Origin of the sequence: Streptomyces sp. NPDC045470 (assembly GCF_040646595.1) — a bacterium.
Lineage (GTDB): Bacteria > Actinomycetota > Actinomycetes > Streptomycetales > Streptomycetaceae > Streptomyces.
The window spans coordinates 874,478-895,036 of sequence record NZ_JBEZAN010000001.1 but is presented as its reverse complement, the minus strand read 5'-3'; the positions used below and the strand labels follow the sequence as shown (position 1 = coordinate 895,036).

Annotated in this window: 17 protein-coding genes; 7 read left to right on the top strand and 10 right to left on the bottom strand. The window is 71.4% G+C overall.

All coding sequences use genetic code 11. The annotated features are described in order from the left end of the window. Nucleotides 1-167: 167 nt before the first annotated feature. Together AB0A97_RS03930 and AB0A97_RS03925 are read left to right on the top strand one after the other, a co-directional pair. On the top strand, nt 168-1,379 hold the full coding sequence (locus AB0A97_RS03930; protein WP_361144015.1) for a sensor histidine kinase: 1,212 nt from the start codon (nt 168-170) through the stop codon (nt 1,377-1,379). A gap of 20 nt (nt 1,380-1,399) precedes the next feature. Next, nucleotides 1,400-2,032, top strand: coding sequence for a response regulator transcription factor (locus AB0A97_RS03925; RefSeq protein ID WP_361145247.1), 633 nt, complete (start codon nt 1,400-1,402; stop codon nt 2,030-2,032). A gap of 422 nt (nt 2,033-2,454) precedes the next feature. On the opposite strand, the gene AB0A97_RS03920 is transcribed toward AB0A97_RS03925, so the two are convergent. The 3 genes from AB0A97_RS03920 to AB0A97_RS03910 form a co-directional block, all read right to left on the bottom strand. Beyond that, complete coding sequence (locus tag AB0A97_RS03920) at nt 2,455-3,039, bottom strand: TetR family transcriptional regulator (RefSeq protein ID WP_361145244.1); 585 nt, start codon at nt 3,037-3,039, stop codon at nt 2,455-2,457. A gap of 115 nt (nt 3,040-3,154) precedes the next feature. Further along, complete coding sequence (locus tag AB0A97_RS03915) at nt 3,155-4,162, bottom strand: aldo/keto reductase (RefSeq protein WP_361144012.1); 1,008 nt, start codon at nt 4,160-4,162, stop codon at nt 3,155-3,157. A 168-nt stretch (nt 4,163-4,330) separates the two neighbouring features. After that, the gene (locus AB0A97_RS03910) at nt 4,331-5,806 is read right to left on the bottom strand and encodes an MFS transporter (RefSeq protein ID WP_361144009.1); all 1,476 of its coding nucleotides are present in this window, start codon (nt 5,804-5,806) and stop codon (nt 4,331-4,333) included. A gap of 101 nt (nt 5,807-5,907) precedes the next feature. Between AB0A97_RS03910 and AB0A97_RS03905 the strand changes: the two genes are divergently transcribed. Continuing rightward, nucleotides 5,908-6,906: a helix-turn-helix domain-containing protein gene (locus tag AB0A97_RS03905; RefSeq protein WP_361144006.1), complete on the top strand. Its 999-nt coding sequence runs from the start codon at nt 5,908-5,910 to the stop codon at nt 6,904-6,906. Here the strand turns inward: AB0A97_RS03905 and AB0A97_RS03900 are convergent. Further along, nucleotides 6,879-8,357, bottom strand: coding sequence for an MFS transporter (locus tag AB0A97_RS03900; RefSeq protein WP_361144004.1), 1,479 nt, complete (start codon nt 8,355-8,357; stop codon nt 6,879-6,881). The two genes, AB0A97_RS03905 and AB0A97_RS03900, sit on opposite strands and share 28 nt — an antisense overlap. 276 nt (nt 8,358-8,633) lie before the next feature. Between AB0A97_RS03900 and dusB the strand changes: the two genes are divergently transcribed. The 3 genes from dusB (at nt 8,634) to AB0A97_RS03885 (ending at nt 14,390) form a co-directional block, all read left to right on the top strand. Continuing rightward, nucleotides 8,634-9,761, top strand: a complete 1,128-nt coding sequence (dusB, locus tag AB0A97_RS03895; RefSeq protein ID WP_125056367.1) for a tRNA dihydrouridine synthase DusB — start codon at nt 8,634-8,636, stop codon at nt 9,759-9,761. Nucleotides 9,762-10,190: 429 nt separating this feature from the next. Beyond that, nucleotides 10,191-12,929 (top strand): pyruvate, phosphate dikinase, encoded by a 2,739-nt coding sequence (ppdK, locus tag AB0A97_RS03890; protein WP_361144001.1) that lies wholly within the window; start codon nt 10,191-10,193, stop codon nt 12,927-12,929. A 552-nt stretch (nt 12,930-13,481) separates the two neighbouring features. Beyond that, on the top strand, nt 13,482-14,390 hold the full coding sequence (locus AB0A97_RS03885; RefSeq protein ID WP_361143998.1) for a winged helix-turn-helix domain-containing protein: 909 nt from the start codon (nt 13,482-13,484) through the stop codon (nt 14,388-14,390). 103 nt (nt 14,391-14,493) lie between these two features. Here AB0A97_RS03885 and AB0A97_RS03880 read toward each other — a convergent pair whose 3' ends face one another. The 3 genes from AB0A97_RS03880 to AB0A97_RS03870 form a co-directional block, all read right to left on the bottom strand. Then, nucleotides 14,494-15,441 (bottom strand): TauD/TfdA family dioxygenase, encoded by a 948-nt coding sequence (locus AB0A97_RS03880; protein ID WP_361143995.1) that lies wholly within the window; start codon nt 15,439-15,441, stop codon nt 14,494-14,496. Between the two features lie 165 nt (nt 15,442-15,606). Further along, the gene (locus AB0A97_RS03875; protein WP_361143994.1) at nt 15,607-15,747 is read right to left on the bottom strand and encodes a hypothetical protein; all 141 of its coding nucleotides are present in this window, start codon (nt 15,745-15,747) and stop codon (nt 15,607-15,609) included. 62 nt (nt 15,748-15,809) lie between these two features. Further along, on the bottom strand, nt 15,810-16,256 hold the full coding sequence (locus AB0A97_RS03870) for a GNAT family N-acetyltransferase (RefSeq protein ID WP_361143991.1): 447 nt from the start codon (nt 16,254-16,256) through the stop codon (nt 15,810-15,812). Nucleotides 16,257-16,402: 146 nt separating this feature from the next. Between AB0A97_RS03870 and AB0A97_RS03865 the strand changes: the two genes are divergently transcribed. Next, a complete protein-coding gene (locus AB0A97_RS03865) occupies nt 16,403-17,281 on the top strand; it encodes an SGNH/GDSL hydrolase family protein (RefSeq protein WP_361143988.1) in 879 nt (292 codons plus the stop codon). A 15-nt stretch (nt 17,282-17,296) separates the two neighbouring features. On the opposite strand, the gene AB0A97_RS03860 is transcribed toward AB0A97_RS03865, so the two are convergent. The 3 genes from AB0A97_RS03860 to AB0A97_RS03850 form a co-directional block, all read right to left on the bottom strand. Further along, nucleotides 17,297-18,118, bottom strand: a complete 822-nt coding sequence (locus tag AB0A97_RS03860) for a carbohydrate ABC transporter permease (RefSeq protein WP_361143985.1) — start codon at nt 18,116-18,118, stop codon at nt 17,297-17,299. 87 nt (nt 18,119-18,205) lie between these two features. Further along, nucleotides 18,206-19,084 carry a sugar ABC transporter permease gene (locus tag AB0A97_RS03855; RefSeq protein WP_361145241.1) on the bottom strand — a complete coding sequence of 293 codons (879 nt, stop codon included), beginning with the start codon at nt 19,082-19,084 and terminating at the stop codon, nt 18,206-18,208. A gap of 101 nt (nt 19,085-19,185) precedes the next feature. Beyond that, nucleotides 19,186-20,466: a sugar ABC transporter substrate-binding protein gene (locus AB0A97_RS03850; protein WP_361143983.1), complete on the bottom strand. Its 1,281-nt coding sequence runs from the start codon at nt 20,464-20,466 to the stop codon at nt 19,186-19,188. Nucleotides 20,467-20,559 lie beyond the last annotated feature (93 nt).

The window sequence follows — 20,559 nt, the reverse complement described above, 5'->3', positions numbered from 1 at the left end:
TTTTCCGGGTCGGGCCGGCCCGGCTTTCGGGCTCGTGATCCACTCTCCCGGCGGGAGCGGCCGTGGTCAGTAACGCCGGTGTCCGACCTGGGGTGGCACCAGTTGCACCTCCGGAGCGGAAAGTGGCTTCATGGCCCGCCTGTCAGGCCGCCGCATACCGTTTGTCCATGACCACCCCACCGCGGCTGCGCCGTGCTCTCGTACGGCTGCGCCGCGATCTTCTCTTCATCGGCGCCGGAGTGCCGCTGCATGCCGTACCGCCCCTGCTGATCTTCTGGGTGCTGCTCCAGCTCATGGACATCCTGGGGCCGGCGTCCGACCTCGGAACCCTGCTGCTGCCGGTCCCGGTGACGCTGCTCCTGATCGCCGCCTACGGCCTGACCGCGGCCCAGCGGTGGCGGTTCCGGACACTGTGCGGCGCGGACCTGCCAAGGTTGCGCCGGCGTGAGGGGAAGCGGCAGTGGGCCTACAACTGCCTGATCGGCCCGCTCTTCGGACTCCTCGAACTCGCCGTGCTGGCGACGTTCGTGGCGGCACTGGCGGCGGCGACCAGCCTGGTGTGGGTCGGGGCGATCGGGTGGGAATGGCGGGTCCATCACGCCGGGGTCTGGACCTGGGCCGGATACGCCACGGCCGTCGGCCTGGCGGCCTTGGCCGCCGTACCCGCCCTGGCCGGCGGCCTCGTACGGCTGGAGAACATCGTCGGCCGCGCCGTCCTCTACGTCAGCCGCTCCGAGGAACTGGAACGCCGCGTGGAGGACCTGACCGAGAGCCGGGCCGGAGCGGTCGACGCCGCCGACGCCGAACGGCGCCGCATCGAACGGGACCTGCACGACGGCGCGCAGCAGCGGCTGGTCGCGCTCGCGCTCAACCTGGGGCTGGCGAAGGCCACGCTCAAGGACCTGCCGCCCGAGGCGCGGCAGGTCATCGACGAGGCGCACCGGGACGCCAAGGAAGCCATCGAGGAACTGAACAGTCTGGTGCGCGGCCTGCACCCGGCCGTCCTGGACGAACTCGGTCTGGACGCGGCCCTGTCCGGCCTGGCGGCGCGGGCGCCGCTGCCGGTGCGGCTGTGGACGGAACTGCCCGACCGGGCAGCGCCCGCCGTCGAGGCGGTCGCCTACTTCGTCGTCTCCGAGGCCCTCAACAATGTGGCCAAGCACGCCGAGGCGACCCGGGCCGAGGTGAACGTGACCCGCCTCGGGGAGATACTGCGGGTGGTCGTCACGGACGACGGGGTGGGCGGTGCCGATCCGGCCCGGGGGAGCGGTCTGAAGGGGCTCGCCCAGCGCGTGCGCTCCGTGGACGGGGCGTTCCGGATGAGCAGCCCCGTCGGGGGCCCGACCACCATGACCGTGGAGTTGCCGTGCACGACCTGACGCCCGCCGTACGCCGCGCCGTGATCGCCGAGGACTCCGTCCTGCTGCGGATCGGGCTGGTGAAGGTGCTGGAGACGGCCGGCTTCGAAGTGGCCGCCGAGGTCGGCGACGCCGAGGCGCTGGTGGCGGCGGTGGACGGGCACCGTCCGGAGCTCGCGGTGGTGGACGTACGGATGCCACCCGGCTTCACGGACGAAGGGGTGCGCGCGGCGCTGGAGATCCGGGAGCGGTGGCCCGGTACGGCGGTGCTGATGCTGTCGCAGTACGTGGAGGAGCGGTACGCCGCCAACCTCCTCGCCTCGAACACCAGCGGCATCGGCTATCTGCTCAAGCAACGGGTCGCGGACGTCGAGGAGTTCATCGAGGCGCTGCGCCGGGTCGCCGACGGCGGGACCGCGCTGGACCCGCAGGTGGTGGCGCAGTTGCTGGTACGCCGCCGCAGCGACCCGCTGGAGCGGCTGACCGAACGCGAACGGGAGGTGCTGGCGCTGATGGCGGAGGGCCGGTCGAACGCGGGCATCGCGGGAGCGCTCGTGGTGAGCGAGTCGGCGGTGGCGAAACACATCAACAACATCCTGGCCAAGCTGGACCTGCCGAGGGCGGACGCGGATCATCGGCGGGTGCTGGCGGTGTTGCGGTTCCTGGGGGTGTGAGGGGCGCCGTGCGTCCCCTACTCTTCCTCGTCGTCCAGGAGGGCAACGACGAAGTCGGTCGTGTCGAGCTGGCACGGGGATGTGCAGCGGATCGCCGAACTCGACGGTGTCGCCCTTGGCGTACCCGTTCTCTCCCGGTCCTTCCTGGGGAGGCCGTAGGGATCGGGCCCGTAACATCGCTCCTGCTCGGGAAAAGCGACACGGCGACATGACGGTCTTTCCCCCGATGATTCCCGCCCGGTAGCCATCGGGCACGTCCATGCTCAGGACGGTGCGGCACAGCTCCTGGAAGGCTGTCGAGCCGTGGGAGACGTCTATGATCTTCGCTCGTTCGAGCATCACTGTCATGATGCGCCCTTCCCGCGAAGTGATCCAGTCAACACTCAGCGTAGTGGGCGTCGCTGACAATCGCCGCCGTCACGTCAAGCCCGCAACCCCCGCAACACCAACTCCACCACCGCCCCCAGCGCCTCCTCGATGCCGGGCTGCGCCCACTCCGCCGCGTAGTGCGGATCGTGGAAGCGGCCGGTCGCGTCGAAGACCGCGCGGGCCAGGGTCGCCGAGTCGCCCGGCGCGAAAGCGCCCTGTTCGATGCCGTCGAGGATGATCGCCGCCAGTTGGCCGGTCAGGTCGGCGAGGTGCTGCTCCACGACACCGCCGCTCTCGCCGACCAGCGTCATGTAGGTCGCGAACAGTTCGGGGTCGTCGCCCGCCTTGTGCCGCTTCGCGGTGAACAGCGTGTGCACCCAGCGGCGCAGCCGCTCCGGCGCCGGGCCGTCCTCGGTGACGACGGCCCGCAGCCGCGAGCTCGCATGGTCCAGCCAGCGCTGCGTGACCGCCTCGCGCAGCGCCGTCTTCGTGCGGAAGTGCCGGTACACGCTGCCGTGGCTGACGCCCAGCGCGCGCGCCACGTCGACGACGGTGGCCTTGGCCGGGCCGTAGCGGCGCAGTACGTCCTCGGTCACTTCGAGGATGCGTTCGGGGGTCAGGGTCTCGGCTGGTGGCATGGCGGGCGTACGGGCCTTTCGGGTCGAGGACACGCCGGGCGGTGCGTCCTGGTGCGGACGCGGAGACGTCCTTCCACGGACCGTACCCGTACGCTCCCCGACCGTGCCCCTAAGGTCAGCGTTCGCTGTCCAGAAGGGCCATCTGCTGTGCCGGGTAGCGGTCGCCGGCCGCGGCGTCCGCCGGGACGGCGCGCTCGATGGCCGCGAGGTCGTCGGCGTCCAGCGTGACGTCCAGCGCGCCCAGGGCCTCCGCCAGCCGGTCCCGGCGGCGGGCGCCGACCAGCGGCACGATGTCCTCGCCCTGGGCGAGGACCCAGGCGATGGCGATCTGCGCGACCGTGACGCCCTTCTGTTCGGCGATCACACGCAGCGCGTCGGTCAGGTCGAGGTTGCGGTGCAGGTTCTCGCCCTGGAAGCGCGGGCTCGCCGCACGGAAGTCGTCCGCGGACAGCTCGCGGTCGCGCGCGAAATGGCCGCTGAGCAGGCCGCGGGAGAGCACACCGTACGCGGTGACGCCGATGCCCAGCTCGCGCGCGGTGGGCAGGACCGTCTCCTCGATGCCGCGGGAGATGATCGCGTACTCGATCTGGAGGTCGGAGATCGGGGCGACGGCGGCGGCCCGGCGCAGGGTGTCCGCGCCGGCTTCGGACAGCCCGATGTGCCGTACGTGGCCGGCCTCGACCAGTTCGGCGATGGCGCCGACCGTCTCCTCGATCGGCACGTCGGGGTCGACGCGGGCGACCCGGTAGATGTCGATGTGGTCGGTGCCCAGCCGCTGGAGCGAGTACGCGGCGAAGCTCTGCACCGCGGCGGGCCGGCCGTCGAAGCCGATGAAGTCGCCCTCGACAGTGCGCTGGGCGCCGAACTTGACGCTGGTCAGCGCCTGTTCGCGGCGGGCCGCGGGGGCGGTGCGCAGCGCCTCGTTGATCAGCAGCTCGTTGTGGCCCATGCCGTAGAAGTCGCCGGTGTCCAGCAGGGTGACGCCGGCTTCGAGGGCCGCGTGGATGGTGGCGACGGACTCGCCGCGGTCGCCCGGGTCGCCGTACAGGGCGGACATGCCCATGCAGCCGAGGCCGAGGGCCGAGGACTGCGGGCCTGTGGTGCCGAGGGTGCGGGTCTGCACGGGGCGCTCCTCAGGAACGGGGGAGGGAGGTGGATGAGGGGCCGCCACGCGTCGCGGGGGAACACGGCGCGTGGCGGCGGCTCTCCGCAACCATGGCATGTGTGATGACAGATTTCAATATCTGTTATTCGAATGCCCCGGCTGTGGCCTGCCCCGCCCGGCCGCGCGCTACCGCACCACCCGCGGCAACCGGAACGTGAGCACCGCATTGAGCCCGACCGTCGCCAACTGCGCGAGGAGCGCGACGATGAGGGCGTTCCGCACGCCCAGTGACGGCAGCAACGTGAGGAAGAGCGTGCCGAGCGTCGCGACGCCCAGTGCCAGACCGGCCTGCTGGGTGGTGACCATCGCGCCGCTGCCCACTCCGGCCTGCGCCGCCGGCAGCTCGCTGAGGACGATGCGCAGCAGGATCGGCAGGACGAGACCCTGGCCCACGCCGAGGACCGCCATGGCCGCCGCCAGGGCGGGCGCGGACACTCCGGGCCACTGCGTACGGAAGACGAGCGCCAGCGCGAACAGCCCGGCGCCTTGGATCAGCGACCCGGCCAGCACCACCCGCCGCCCGAAGCGGGCCACCAGTCGCGGCCCGGCCAGCGACGCGAAGAAGAACGTCACGCACAGCGGCGCGAGGGCGAGCCCGGCGGCCAGCGGCCCGTACCGCAGACCGTCCTGGAGGGCGACGGCCAGCACGAACATGAAGCCGCCGAAACCCAGCGAGAACGGCAGGATCACGGCCAGGCCGCTGCGTACGGAGCGCAGGCGCAGCAGGGACGGCGGGACGAGCGGCGTACGTCCGGCCCGTTCGGCGCGCCGCTCGACGACGACGAACGCCGCGGCGGCGAACGGGAAGACGGCCGGCAGCAGCCAGGACCACACCGGCCAGCCTGCCGCGCGGCCCTCGGTCAGCGGCAGCAGGAGGCTGACCAGCGCGACGGCCAGCAGCACGGTGCCGGGCACATCGACCCGGCTGGGATGCGGCGAGCGGGTCTCGGGCACGGTGCGCAGCGCGAGCAGCAGCGCCACCGCGGCGATCGGCACGTTGACCAGGAAGACCGCACGCCAGCCGGTCCCGGCCAGGTCGGCGGCGACCAGCAGCCCGCCGAGCACCTGCCCGACGGCGCTGGCCACGCCGGCCGTACCGCCGTACAGGCTGACCGCCTTGGCCCGGCGCGCTCCGCTCGTCGTGGCCTGAATGGTGGCCAGCACCTGCGGCAGCAGCAGCGCCGCCGCCGCACCCTGGGCGACGCGCGCCACCACCAGTGTCCAGGCGTCCGGCGCCAGGCCGCAGGCGAGCGAGGTGAGGCCGAAGGCCGCCAGTCCCCACAGGTAGAGCCGGCGCCGGCCGACCATGTCACCGAGCCGTCCGCCGACGACGAGCAGGACCGCGTACGCGACGCCGTAGCCCGCGACGACCATCTCCAGCAGGGCCGGGCCCGCGCGCAGGTCGCGGTCGATGGTCGGCAGCGCGACGTTGACGATGAAGAAGTCGATCATCGGCAGGGCGGCGCCGAGGAGCACGGTGACCAGGCCGAGCGTGGTCAGCGCGGGGTGGGTGGGACGAGTGGCGCCGGTAGGGCGGGTGGGGGCGGACCCGGGGGCCCGTGTCGGGACGGTTCGTACGTCGCGTACGTCGGTATCGCTCACAAGGAAGACGATCGTCCGCCGCCCAGAGGGGTACCAGAGTCTCCTTGTCCTGGTACCGGATCTACCTGGCAACCGGCTGACCGCTCCGGCATCCTGGGATCATGACCGCCACGATGCCGGAGACGGTGCAGCCGGGGACAGCGATCCCGGGGACGGAGCCGATCACGGCGACGCCGGGGACGGTGAACCCGGGTACGGGGCAGCCGGGGCCCTCGAATCCGGAGACCGGGAACCCGGGGACAGCGCAGCAGCCGCCGCCCACGGACGGCGCCGTCCGGCGCGGTGAGCTGGCCGCCTTCCTGCGCAGCCGCCGCGAGCGGATCACCCCGGAGCAGGTCGGCCTGCCGCGCGGCGCCCGCCGCCGAACGCCGGGCCTGCGCCGCGAGGAGGTCGCCCACCTCTCCGCCGTCGGCGTCACCTGGTACACATGGCTTGAGCAGGCGAGGGACATCAGGGTCTCGCCGCAGGTGCTGGACGCCGTGGCCCGCGCGCTGCTGATGGACCGGGCCGAGCGCGGCCACCTCTTCGCGCTGGCCGGTGCGACCGATCCGGTGCGCGGCAAGGAGTGCACGGGCGTACCGGTGCCGATGCGGCAGATGCTCGACCAGTTGTCGCCGTTCCCCGCCGTCGTGCAGAACAGCCGGTTCGACATCCTCGCGTACAACCGCACCTACGGGCGGCTGCTGTGCGACCTGGACGCGCTCCCGGAGGAGGACCGCAACTGCCTGTGGCTGGCGTTCACCCACACGGAGTGGCGGGAGAGCCTGGTCGATCTGCACGGGACGCTGCGCGTGATGGCCGCCAAGTTCCGTGCCTCGATGGCGGGCCATGTCGCCGAGCCCGCCTGGAAGGCGCTGGTGGCGCGGCTGGAGGCGGCCTCGCCGGAGTTCCGGGAGATCTGGGCGCGGCAGGAGGTCGTACGGCCGGTGAGCCAGTCCAAGCTCTTCCGCCAGCGGGACGTCGGTGTGCTGCGGCTGTCCTCCACCGGGTTGTGGACCGGCCCCAGCCACGGCCCGAAGATGCTCACCTACACGCCCGACGACGAGGTGTCGCACGAGCGGCTGGAGCAGCTTCAGGCATTGATCCGGGCCGAGGGCTGACCGCCGGGCCCCTGCGGCGGGGCCTGGTCCCCCGAGGACTCCAGACGTTCCGCGGCGCGGCGCGCGGTGCCCTGGGCCCAGCGGCCGGTGGTCAGCGCGCCCAGCAGCAGCACGGCCGCGCCGCATCCGGCGATGATCCACCAGGCGGGGCGGCTCGCCTCGACGAACCGGCTGCCGGTGGCGGCGACGCGGGTGCCGCTGGCCAGTACGGCGCCGATCACCGCGACCCCCAGCGATCCGCCCACCTGCCGGCTGGTGGAGGCGATGGCCGCGGCCACGCCTGCCTGCGTACGGGGCATCCCGGACACCGCGGTGTTGGTGATGGGCGCGTTGACCAGCCCGAAGCCGACGCCGAAGAGCACGTACCCGGTGAAGAGCAGCGGTGTGTCCGCCTCCGCCTCGAAGCCCGCGAACAGCACCCCGCTGGCCGCCGTCGCCAGCCCGGCCAGCAGCAGCGGCAGCCGCGGGCCCACCGAGCCGACCAGCCGTCCGGACAGCGGCGCGAAGACCAGCGTCATGCCCGCCATCGGCAGCATGTAGAGCCCGGCGTCCAGGGCGGACAGGCCCCGCACGTCCTGGAGGTAGAGCGTGTTGACGAAGAGGAAGCCGCTGAGCGCGGCGAACGCGCAGACCGCCACGACCGTGGCGCCGCTGAACGGCGCGCTGCGGAAGAACCGCAGGTCGATCAGCGGTTCGGTGCGGCGCCGCTCGTACAGCAGCAGTCCGGCGAGTGCGGCGACGGCCGCCGCGGCGAAGCCGAGGATCAGCGGCGAGATCCAGCCGGCGGCCGGTGCCTCGATGATCGCGTACGTGAGCGCGCCGAGCAGCACGATCACCAGCAGCTGGCCGACGGGGTCGACGCGGCGCGGCCTGGGCGCGCGCGACTCCGGCACGTAGCGCATGGTCAGGAACAGGGCGAGCGCCCCGATGGGAACGTTGATCCAGAAGATCGCGCGCCAGTCGACGGTCTGCACCAGCAGCCCGCCGACGATCGGCCCGGCCGCCATGCTGATGCCGACCACGCCGCCCCACACACCGATCGCGCGGGCCCGCTCCTTCGGCTCGGTGAAGGTGTTGGTGATGATCGACATGGCCACGGGGTTGAGCATCGAGCCGCCGACGGCCTGCACCATGCGGAAGGCGACCAGGCACTCCAGGTTCGGCGCCAGGCTGCACAGCAGCGAGCCGAGCGAGAAGACCACCAGGCCCGCCTGGAAGACCCGGCGGCGGCCGAGCCGGTCGGCGGTGGAGCCAGCCAGCATCAGCAGCGAGGCGAGGACCAGGGTGTAGGCGTCGATCGTCCACTGCATCCCGGAGACCGAGGTGTCCAGATCCTTCTGCATGGACGGCAGGGCGACGTTCAGGACGGTGTTGTCGAGGCTGACGATCAGCAGGCTCATGCAGCAGATCGCCAGGACGAGCAGGCGCCGCCGGTGACTCGGCTCGGGCATAGGTGAACGGTACAACGAACGTGGGCCGGCGGCTCTGGAGAGCCCGCCGGTGGTGGACGTGACAGGCCGCCGCGGGAGCCCGCGACGAGCCGGGGCGGGCCGGTGCGCGACAAGCTGCCGCGGGGGCCCGCGACCGGGCGGCGTACGGCTCTGGCGAGCCCGCCGCGGGAGCCCGCGACCGGGGGACCCACGGCTCTGGCGAGGCAGTCGCCGGAGTGCGCGACAATGGGAGGTCGCTCAGTCCGCCCGTCGACCGCCGAAGGAAACCCGCTCCTCATGACTCAGCTGCAGATCGGCCCGCACGCGGTGCAGCCGCCCGTGGTCCTCGCGCCGATGGCCGGGATCACCAACGCCCCCTTCCGGACGCTGTGCCGGGAGTTCTCGGGCGGCAAGGGCCTGTTCGTCAGCGAAATGATCACGACGCGGGCGCTGGTCGAGCGCAACGAGAAGACCATGCAGCTGATCCACTTCGACGAGACGGAGAAGCCGCGCTCCATCCAGCTCTACGGCGTCGACCCGGACACCGTCGGCAAGGCCGTCCGCATGATCGCCGAAGAGGACCTGGCCGACCACATCGACCTGAACTTCGGCTGCCCGGTGCCGAAGGTGACCCGCAAGGGCGGTGGCTCGGCCCTCCCGTACAAGCGGCACCTGCTGCGCTCCATCCTGCGCGAGGCGGTGACCAACGCGGGCGATCTGCCGGTCACCATGAAGATGCGCAAGGGCATCGACGACGACCACATCACCTTCCTCGACGCGGGCCGGATCGCGGTCCAGGAGGGTGTCACGGCCATCGCGCTGCACGGCCGGACCGCGGCCCAGCACTACGGCGGCACGGCCGACTGGGACGCCATCGCGCGCCTGAAGGAAGCCGTGCCGGAGATCCCGGTGCTGGGCAACGGGGACATCTGGTCGGCGGACGACGCGCTGCGGATGGTGCGTGAGACCGGCTGTGACGGCGTGGTCGTGGGGCGCGGCTGCCTGGGGCGGCCGTGGCTGTTCGGCGACCTGGTGGCGGCTTTCGAGGGGACGGGGACGTACGCGAAGCCGACGCTCAAGGAGGTCGCGGCCGTGATGCTGCGGCACGCCACGTTGCTGGGGGAGTGGATCGGGGACGAGGCGCGCGGTGTCATCGACTTCCGCAAGCACGTCGCCTGGTACACCAAGGGCTTCTCGATCGGCTCGGAGTCCCGCAAGAAGCTGGCAATCGCCTCGTCACTGGACGAACTGGACGCTCTGATGAGCGAGCTGGACCTCGACCAGCCCTGGCCCGTGGGCGCGGACGGACCCCGTGGCCGCACATCTGGCCGGAACCGGGTGGTCCTGCCGGACGGCTGGCTGGACGACCCGTACGACCGCACGGGCGTCACGGCCGACGCGGAACTGGACACTTCGGGCGGCTGAGGAGCAAACGCGACGCGAGAGGCCGGGCGGAAGCCCGGCCTCTCGGCTTTCGACCGGTCCGATTCCGGGTCCGCATCGCGGGACCGGGGGCGGTGCAACGGCGTGATTCTCGCCACCCCTGATAGGGGGTGCGCTCAGATGAGCGTTTCGCGCAGGAGTGCACCTCTCCAATGCTGGCACTGGGTGCCACTCATCACGCGTTCGGCTGTTCGACGGAAAAATGCACTCCGTAGTCGTCCAGCGATCCATTGGTCGCTCCACGCCATCATGTCTTCAGGACATGAAGCCGGACCTCCGCCCGCCGCGACTTTCGATCTGCTGGCGGACGACGGGTTACGGGCGTATGTCGACCGAGTGGACGTACCCAGACGCCTTCGATCTGGGTATGTTCCTCGCCGTCAGGGCAGCCCGCGGCGAGGAGAGATTCCCGTGCCGGAAACACAAGATCCCCACGTAACCCCGTCCGAGCCTTCGAAGTTCGTCTACGACTTCACCGAGGGCAACAAGGACCTCAAGGACCTTCTCGGCGGCAAGGGCGCCAACCTCGCCGAGATGACCAACCTGGGGCTTCCCGTTCCGCCGGGGTTCACGATCACCACCGAGGCGTGCAAGGTCTACCTCGACAGCGGCCAGGAGCCCGCGGCACTGCGTGCCGAGGTCAGTGAGCACCTGGAAGCGCTCGAAGCGACCATGGGCAAGAAGCTCGGCCAGGCCGACAACCCCCTTCTCGTATCGGTGCGTTCCGGGGCGAAGTTCTCGATGCCCGGCATGATGGACACCGTGCTGAACATCGGCCTGTCCGACGCGTCGGTTTCCGGCCTCGCCGCCCAGGCCGGCGACGAGCGCTTCGCGTGGGACTCCTACCGCCGCCTCATCCAGATGTTCGGCAAGACCGTGCTCGGCGTGGACGGCGACCTCTTCGAGGAGGCGCTGGAGGAGGCCAAGCAGGCCAAGGGCGTCCGCGTCGACGTCGACCTGGACGCGGCCGACCTGAAGAACCTCGTCGGGCAGTTCAAGGACATCGTCTCCAAGGAGACCGGCCGGGACTTCCCGCAGGAGCCCCGCGAGCAGATGGACCTCGCCGTCCGCGCGGTCTTCGACTCGTGGAACACCGACCGTGCCAAGCTCTACCGCCGCCAGGAGCGCATCCCCGGCGACCTCGGCACCGCCGTCAACGTCTGCTCCATGGTCTTCGGCAACCTCGGCCCGGACTCCGGCACCGGCGTCGCCTTCACCCGCGACCCGGCCAGCGGCCAGCAGGGCGTCTACGGCGACTACCTGCAGAACGCGCAGGGCGAGGACGTCGTCGCGGGCATCCGCAACACCGTGCCGCTCGCCGACCTCGAAGGCATCGACAAGCCGTCCTACGACGAGCTGATGCAGATCATGGAAACGCTCGAAACGCACTACAAGGACCTGTGCGACATCGAGTTCACCATCGAGCGCGGCAAGCTGTGGATGCTCCAGACCCGCGTCGGCAAGCGCACCGCGGGCGCCGCGTTCCGTATCGCCACCCAGCTCGTCGACCAGGGGCTGATCGACGAGGCCGAGGCGCTCCAGCGGGTCAACGGCGCGCAGCTCGCCCAGTTGATGTTCCCGCGCTTCGACGAGAACGCGAAGACGCAGATGATCGGCCGGGCCATCGCCGCCTCGCCCGGCGCCGCCGTCGGCAAGGCCGTCTTCGACTCCTACACCGCGGTCAAGTGGTCCCGCTCCGGCGAGAAGGTCATCCTGATCCGCCGCGAGACCAACCCCGACGACCTCAACGGCATGATCGCCGCCGAGGGCATCCTCACCTCCCGCGGCGGCAAGACCTCGCACGCCGCCGTCGTCGCCCGCGGCATGGGCAAGACCTGTGTCTGCGGCGCCGAGGAGCTGGAGGTCGACACCAAGCGCCGGTGCATGACCGCGCCCGGCGGCATCGTGGTCGAGGAGGGTGACGTCGTCTCCATCGACGGCTCCTCCGGCAAGGTCTACCTCGGCGAGGTGCCGGTCGTCCCGTCCCCGGTCGTCGAGTACTTCGAGGGCCGGATGCACGCGGGCGCCGACGACGCCGACGAGCTGGTCAAGGCCGTACACCGGATCATGGCGTACGCGGACCGGGTACGCCGGCTGCGGGTACGGGCCAACGCCGACAACGCCGAGGACGCGGCCCGCGCCCGCCGCTTCGGCGCCCAGGGCATCGGCCTGTGCCGCACCGAGCACATGTTCCTCGGTGAGCGCCGCGAGATGGTCGAGCGCCTGATCCTCGCCGACACCGACGCCGACCGGGAGGCGGCCCTCGGCGGTCTGCTGCCCCTCCAGAAGGCCGACTTCGTGGAGCTGTTCGAGGCGATGGACGGCCTGCCGGTGACGGTCCGCCTCCTGGACCCGCCGCTGCACGAGTTCCTGCCCGACATCACCGAACTCTCCGTACGTGTCGCCCTCGCCGAGTCCCGCAAGGACGCCAACGAGAACGACCTGCGCCTCCTCCAGGCCGTGCACAAGCTGCACGAGCAGAACCCGATGCTGGGCCTGCGCGGCGTCCGCCTCGGTCTGGTCATCCCCGGCCTGTTCGCCATGCAGGTGCGGGCCATCGCCGAGGCGGCGGCCGAGCGCAAGAACGCCGCCAAGGGCGATCCGCGCGCCGAAATCATGATCCCGCTGGTCGGCACCGTCCAGGAGCTGGAGATCGTCCGCGAGGAGGCCGAGCAGGTCATCGCCGAGGTCGAGCAGGCCCGCGGCGTGGACCTCAAGCTCACCCTCGGCACGATGATCGAACTGCCCCGCGCGGCGCTGACCGCCGGCCAGATCGCCGAGTCGGCCGACTTCTTCTCCTTCGGCACCAACGACCTGACCCAGACGGTCTGGGGCTTCAGCCGCGACGACGTCGAGGCCAGCTTCTTCACCGCCTACCTGGAGAAGGGCATCTTCGGCGTCAGCCCGTTCGAGACCATCGACAAGGACGGCGTCGGCTCCTTGGTCCGCAGCGCCGCCGAGGCCGGCCGCGCCACCCGCCCCGACCTCAAGCTCGGCGTCTGCGGCGAGCACGGCGGCGACCCGGAGTCGGTGCACTTCTTCCACGAGGTGGGCCTGGACTACGTCTCCTGCTCCCCGTTCCGCATCCCGGTCGCCCGCCTCGAAGCGGGCCGTGCGGCGGCGGAGTCCCTGGGCAGCGACAGCCGGTGAACCCGTAACACCCGGTAGGCCAACCGGAGTTGGTGTCAGACCGTACCGACCCTCACCCTGACACCGGCTCCGGAACCCGACGAGGGCGGCACCTGTGCGGAGGTGCCGCCCTCGCTTTTCTCCGGACTCCCCCCTCGGGAGCTGCCGTCAGCCATGTCGGCCTGGTTGACGGCCTTCCACGGCAAATGCTGAGCGGTCGGTCATTGCCTCGTCACCCCCCACGGGATCGAGCAATCCGTTCCATTCGCACTGCCGTCGAATTGAGTTACAGCTTTCCCTGCGCGCCGTGTTGGCGCGACCCCTTTCAACTCTGGCCAAAAGGGCGTGGTGACAGGCTGTGTCTGCGTGCATACTCAGATGGCCGGGGGTCGACTAGGGAGCATTGGTGGGGGTTCGGTGCTACGCGTCCATTTCAGTGGACCGGATCTGGCCCGGGTGCGCATTGCCGCGCGCCCTGACGTGCTGTGGGAGACCGTTTTAAGTTTTCACCGACTGCGCGACCGGCGGCCCGGCGCGGCCTTCGGCAAATGGCGTTCCGAAGCACGGTGCAGGTTGAATGGTGAAACACGACTGCTGGCGCCGCTCGTTCCCACGCGCGGCTATTTTCCGGATTTCCTGACGCCGCCGGAGGGGCTGCTCGGTCTCGACGAAGGGCTGGCGGCACTTCGCGCAACCCCGCCCGCCCGACTGCACGCCGAACTTTCGCGGCTGCCCGCGACCCGGCCGCTGCCGTCATGGCTGCGGGAGCTGAGCGAAGGCGATTCCGCGGCGCTCGGACGGCTCGCCGGCGCGCTGCGGAGCTATTACGAGAACGCCGTCGCGCCCTACTGGCCGCTGCTCCAGGCCCGTATCGAGGCGGACCGGGCCGCCCGCGGCCGGGCGCTGCTGGACGGCGGCGCGGACCACCTGCTCGCCTCGCTCCCGCCGACGATGCGCTGGCGGCCGCCCGTCCTGGAAGTGGACTACCCGGTGGACCGCGACCTGTTCCTGAACGGCCGGGGGCTGCTCCTGCTCCCGTCGTTCTTCTGCCGCCACACGCCCGTCACCTTCGCCGACCCCGACCTGACCCCCGTCCTCGTCTACCCCTTGGAACACCCCGCGCCCCGCGTCATGCCGACCGTCTCGCCCGGCCACTCGCTGGGCAAGCTCGTCGGGCGGACCCGCTCGGCGATCCTGCACGGCGTGGGCGGCGGCTGCACGACGAGCGAACTGGCCCGGCGCGTCGACGTCTCACTGGCCTCGGCCAGCCAGCACGCGACGGTGCTGCGCGACGCGGGCCTGCTGCTGACGCTGCGCCACGGCAACGCCGTACTGCACACGCTGACGCCGCTGGGGGCGGCGCTGCTGCGGGGCGGCCCGGAGGTGGACGTCCGGGGGGTGGACACCCGGGGGCTGGAGATATCGGCGCTGGAGGCGCGGGAGGCGGACGTGCGGGTGCCGGGGGCCGGGGCTGTGCAGTAACGTTCCGGCGGCCGGGGGGAAGCGGTCCGGCACCCGAGGGAGGGGCCCGGCGCCCGGGGGAGGCGGCCCGCGCCCCACGCCCGGGGAGCTCGGACGCCCCACGTCAGTACGGACGATCCCCCGTGATCGCCACCCGCTCGGCGATCCGGCGCCCCGCCCCGTAGTCGTTGACCGCGTAGTGCTGCGTGGCCCGGTTGTCCCAGAAGGCGATGTCCCCCGCCTGCCAGCGGAACCGCACCTGGAACTCCGGCACGTGCGCCTGCTGGAACAGCAGCCGCAGCATCCGGTCGCTCTCCGCCCGCTCCCACCCCACGATGCGGGTGGTGAAGGAGGTGTTGACGAACAGCATCCGGCGGCCGGTCTCCGGGTGCCGCCGTACGACCGGGTGCTCGACCGGCGGGAACTGCTCCTGGAACGGGGCCAGCCGCTCGGCGGAGTAGAAGCGCGCGAAGCCCGGCAGGAAGTCGTGCACGGCGGTCGCGCCGTCGATACGGTCCCGTACGTCCTGCGGCAGATTGTCGTACGCGGCCGCCATGTCCGCCCACAGGGTGTCGCCGCCGGACGGCGGGACCTCGCGCAGTTGCAACACGGCGCCCAGCGCCGGACGTTCGCGGAACGTCACATCCGTGTGCCAGACGTTCTCGAAGGTGGACACCGCGCTGCGGTCGAACCGTACGACGTCCTCGGCGTCCCCCGTGGCCAGCAGCGGATTGGTCTCCAGCTCGCCCCAGTGGCGGGCGAACGCGCGCTGCGCGGCCGAGGTGAGGTGCTGCCCCCGGAAGAACAGCACCTTCCACTCCAGCAGCGCACGGTTCAACTCCTCGCGCAGCGCGGGTGCCAGGGGCTGGGACAGGTCGAGGCCGCGGATCTCCGCGCCGATGGTCGCGGCCTGCGGAACGATCTCGAACCGCTCGTAGGGCCGGTCCTCCCAGCCCTCGGGCGTCCGGCGCAGGACGCGGGTGCCCTCGTAGAGGCCGTCGGCGGGGATGCGGTGGTCGCGGAGAGCGGGGGAGAGCCGGGCGGGGGCGGCGTGGTCGGCGGTAGCCGTCAAGGGGTCCTCCTGGAGGGAGAGGAGCGGAAGATGCGGAGCGAGGCACGGCGCTCGTACCGGCCCCGAAGGAACCGGGATCACGGGAACAGGCGCCGCTGCCGTACGGGTGCGGAGCTGCCGCGGTGCGCGGACGCTGCCGTCGGGAGGGCCGTCACGCCCGGGAGGTCACCGACAGCGGAAAGCGGCGGCCGGGGGTGAACCCACCCGGCCGCGGCGGCGCAGAAACGTCATGCCGCGGGGCGCGCACTCGCCGTGGGGGCCGCGGCGCAGCGGCTCCGCCTCACGGAAGGTCGAGTACGTGGTCATGGCACGCACCGTACCTCATGCGGGAGGTCCGGGAAACGGGGCGCCGCCCGCCCCCGCCCGCCTCAGCCCTTCAGCTCCTTGTACAGATACACGTCCGCGTGCCCGCCCGGCATCCCCGGCACGCGCCCGACCTCGGTATATCCCTGCCGCTCGTAGAAGCCCGGCGCCTGGAACGTGTACGAGGACACCGTCGCGCGGCCGCAGCCGCGCCGTACCGCCTCCTGCTCCGCGGCGTGCAGCAGCTTCGCGCCCCAGCCGGCCGCCCGGCTGTCCTCCCGTACCCACAGGAGGTGGATACCGCACAGCCCGCCCCACACCCAGGCGCTCAGTCCGCCGATCAACTCGCCCTCCGTGTCCGTCACCCGCACCGAGAATTCGGCCTGTTCGGCGCCGTCCGTGGCAGCGGCGTTGAAGGCGTCGAGCTCGTCCTCCAGGCGCTTGTCCAGGGCGGCGTCGTGGGCGCCGACCGTGAGTGCCGTCTCCCGGGCCGAAGTGGTGGCATCGCTCATGGCTGAGTTCTCCCACACGAGCCCCGTGCACCGCCACCGAGTTTCCGCGCCGGCGCTTTTGGCGGCCGGGTCTTGCGGGGAGTCTTCCTTGTCCGTGATCGTCGTGGTTGTCACGGTCGTCCCCTCACGAACAGCAGGAGAGTGCGATGGCCCGAAACCCGCGCCGTGCCGGATGCGTTGTCGCGGCGGCTGCCGCGCTGGCCGCTGTACTGGCCGCGCCCGGCGCGCCGGTGGCCGCCGCCGATGCCTTCCCCGTACGAAAACCCCACTACGTCGCGCTCGGCGACTCCTCGGCCGCCGGTCCGCTGATTCCGGTCCAGACGAGCCTTCCCTGCCTGCGCTCGAACCGGAACTGGCCGACCATCGCCGCCGCGCGGCTCGGCGCCCGCCTCACCGACGTGACGTGCAGCGGCGCCTCCACCAAGGACTTGGCCGGACGGCAGCTCGTCCTCGTACCGCCCCAGTTGGACGCGCTGCGGCCGGACACCGACCTGGTCACCCTGGCCGTCGGCGCCAACGACATCAGCCTGGGCACCGCCCTGCCGTCCTGCGTCCGGCTGCACCCGCGGTCGGCGGGCCTGGGCCGGACGTGCGAGTCGGTCTACACGGCAGGCGGCCGGGACCGGCTCGCCGAACGGATCACCCGTACGGCGCCCAGGATCACCTCTGCCCTCGGACAGATCCACCGGCGTTCCCCTCACGCGAAGGTCTACGTCGTCTCGTACGGCACGTACTTCCGGCCGGGCGGCTGCTGGCCCGGAGAACCCGTCTGGCCAGGCGACGCCGACTACCTCCAGAACACCTTCGACCGGCTGCACACGATGCTCGCCGAGCGGGCCGCCGCGAACGGCGCGGGCTTCGTCGACCTCCGGACGCCCAGTGCCGGGCACGGTGTCTGCGCCGCGCCGGGCGAGAAGTGGATGGAAGGGCTGCTGCCGGGCTCGGCGGCGGCCCCGTACCACCCGAACGCCACCGGCATGGCGCGCGCGGGCGCGACGGTGGCCGACGTCATCGACTCGCCGTGAACTCCCCGCTCCCGCTCAGTCGTCGATCCCCGACCGCTCCACCCCCGCCACGATGTACCGCTGCAACAGTACGAACACGACCACCAGCGGCGCGATCGAGATCGCCGCGGCGATGAACAGTTCGTGCAGGTTGAGGTTCTGCGCCGTGGTGAACGTGGACAGCGCGACCTGCACCGTCCACGCTTCCCGGTCCTGTCCGATGACCAGCGGCCACAGGAACGCGTTCCAGGCGCCGATGAAGACGATCGTGCCGACGGCCGCGAAGACGGGCCGCGCGTTGGGCACCACGATCCGCCAGTACGTACGCCAGTACCCGAGCCCGTCCACCCGGGCCGCGTCCTCCAGCTCCCGGGGGAAGCCGAGGAAGTACTGGCGGAACATGAAGCAGGCGAAGGCGCTGAACAGGGTCGGGATGATCAGCCCGCGCAGGGTCGAGATCCAGCCGAGCGACGAGACGAGGACGAAGCTGGGGACGAACGTGACGGCCGCCGGGACCATCAGGGTGCCGAGGATCGCGTAGAAGACGAGGTTCGCGTGCCGGTACGGGATGCGGGCCAGTCCGTATCCGGCCAGGGACGCCAGCAGCACCGTGCCCACCGTCGTGGAGACCGCGATCAGGGTGGAGTTGAGCAGCGCGCGGGCCATCGGCAGGTTCGGGTCGGCGAAGACCTCGGTCAGGTTGGACCACTGGATGTCGCGCGGGAAGAACGTCCAGTCGGGGGCGGTGATGTCCTGCTCGGTGGCCAGGCCGTTGCGTACGAGCAGGTAGAACGGGAGGAGGAAGAGGACGGCGAGGACGGTGACGGTCACCGCGCGCAGCGCGCGCCCGGCCCGCACGCGGGGGTCCCGCGGCGCGCGCGCCCGCCGCGTCCGTCCCGTTTCCACGGGCCTGGCCGTAATCCCCGTGCGCCTGGTCGCCATCGCTCAGTCCTCCTTCCGTCCGAGGCCGAACCAGCGGGCCTGGACGACGGTCGCCACGGCGATGATCAGCGCCAGGATCACCGCGCCCGCGCTGCCCAGGCCGAGGTTCTGCTCCTGCCCGAGGGCGGTGTAGTAGAGGTAGACCAGCGGCGGGCGGGCGTACGGCGGGTAGCCGCGGGCGTCGGACATCAGGTTGTAGAACTCGTCGAACGCCTGGAACGCGTTGATCACCAGCAGCAGGACGACGGCGACCGAGGTGGCGCGCAGTTGCGGCAGGGTGATGTACCGCAGCGTCTGCCAGCCGGGCCGCGCGCCGTCCACCGCGGCGGCCTCGTACAGGCGGGGCGGGATCCGTTGCAGCCCCGCCAGGAACAGGATCATGAAGAAACCTGCCTGCAACCACAGCCGTACGGTCACGATCACCAGCCAGTACCAGGGCGGGTCGGTCGTGGACAGCCACGCGGTCTGGTCCGCGCCGAACCACCCGAGCACGGTGTTGGCCAGCCCGAACCGCACCCCGTTGAAGATCGACAGCTTCCAGATCAGCGCCGCGACCACGTACGAGCACGCGGTCGGCAGGAAGAAGACCGAGCGGAAGAACGCCTGGGCGAAGCGCAGCCGGTTGACCATGAGCGCGAGGCCGAGCGAGAGCACGAACGTCGCCGGCACGATGAACGCGGTGAACAGCAGGAACGTGCCCAGGCTGCTGACGAAGGCGTCGTCGCCGAGCATCGCCGTGTAGTTGTCCAGTCCGACGAAGTCCGTCGGGGCGACCGTGTTGTGGGCGTCGAAGAAGCTGAGGTAGACGCTCCAGGCCAGCGGTACGTACGTGAACAGCGCCAGGCCGATCGCGAACGGGCCGACGAACGCCCAGAACCACAGGTTCCGGTTCTGCTGCCCCTGGAGGCGCGCGAGGAGCCCGCCGGTACGCGTGCCCTTGCCCGTACCCGTACCGGTGGTCGCGGGCCGGGAGTCCGTCCCCCTCACTTCGTCTTCGCCCGCTGCAACTCGGCCTCCACCTTGCGCACCACGCCCTTCAGCTCGCTCTCCGGATTCGCGCCGCCCTTGATGACGCGGTTGAGCGCGTCCTGGTAGGCGGTGCTGCTCGGCGTCGTCCAGAGCAGCGGCTCGGCGTGGCCGTACTCGGTGGCGTACGAGACCGCGTCGGCCGCCGCGTCCTCCCGGAGCTGCTTCGCCTTCTTGGCGAGCGAGGTGCGGGCGGGGATGTGGAAGCCGTACGAGAGGGCGAAGTCCTCCTGCTTGTCGGTCCCGTCCACCCACAGCCACTTCACGTACGCCCGGGCCTCCTCGCGGTGCTTGCTGCGCGCACTGACCGCCGACCCGTACGCGCCCACGGGCACGGCCGGCTGCCCGGCGCCGTCCTTCGGGAACGGCAGCACCCCGAAGTCGTCCCCCAGCGCCTTCTTGACCTGCGGCAGCGCCCACAGGCCCGACCACTGCATGGCGGTCAGTCCCTGGACGAACGCCGCCGGGTCGGACCAGTCCGTCGGCGCCCCGAGCAGCAACGATTCGTCGGCGTACAACTGCCGGACCTTGCCGAGCACCCGGGCGGCGGCCGGATCGTCGAAGCCGACCTTTCCGTCCTCCGTGATCAGGCTCAGTCCCGCGGCGAACAGCGGCGTACCGCCCAGCACCGCGGCCCCGCCGTCGTTCCCCAGGAACAGTCCCTTGACCTTGTCCTTCCGGTGCCGCGCGGTCAGTGTCCGCGCGGCCTCCACCAGCTCGTCGACGCTGCGCGGCGGCTCGACGCCCGCCGCCTTGAGCATGCTCTTGCGGTAGAACAGCAGTTGGGTGTCCATGGTCTGCGGAATCGCCCAGACCTTGTCCTGCCAGATCTTCGGCGCGAGCACCGACTGGTTGAAGTCGCCCTTGGCGGACTCGATCTCCGCCGTCAGGTCCACGACCTGCCCGCCCTTGATCTGGTCCAGCTTCGGCCCGTTGACCTCGAAGACGTCCGGACCGGAGTCCGTCAGCAGCGCGGCGGCGGTCTGCCGGTCGTAGTCCCCGGGCCGCCACTGCACGCTGACCCGCGCCTTGTCGTACGCGGCCGCGTACCGCTTGACGGCCTGCTCGGTGCCCGGCTCCCCGTACTGGTGGTACCACTGGCTCAGCGCCGGCCCCGAACCCTTGCCATTGCGGCCGGTGTTGGAACCACAGGCCGCCAGGACCGCCGTGAGGGCCGCCCCTCCGGCCACTCCTCCGGCCGCCCCGAGCAGCCGCCGTCTGCCGATGTCGCGAGTCATGCCCGATCGCCCCCTACGTAGCCCGCCGCGCCTCGCGCGTCGGTCGTCGTCCGGCTGTCGTGCCGCTTCGGTGATCGTCGATCACCGTCCGCC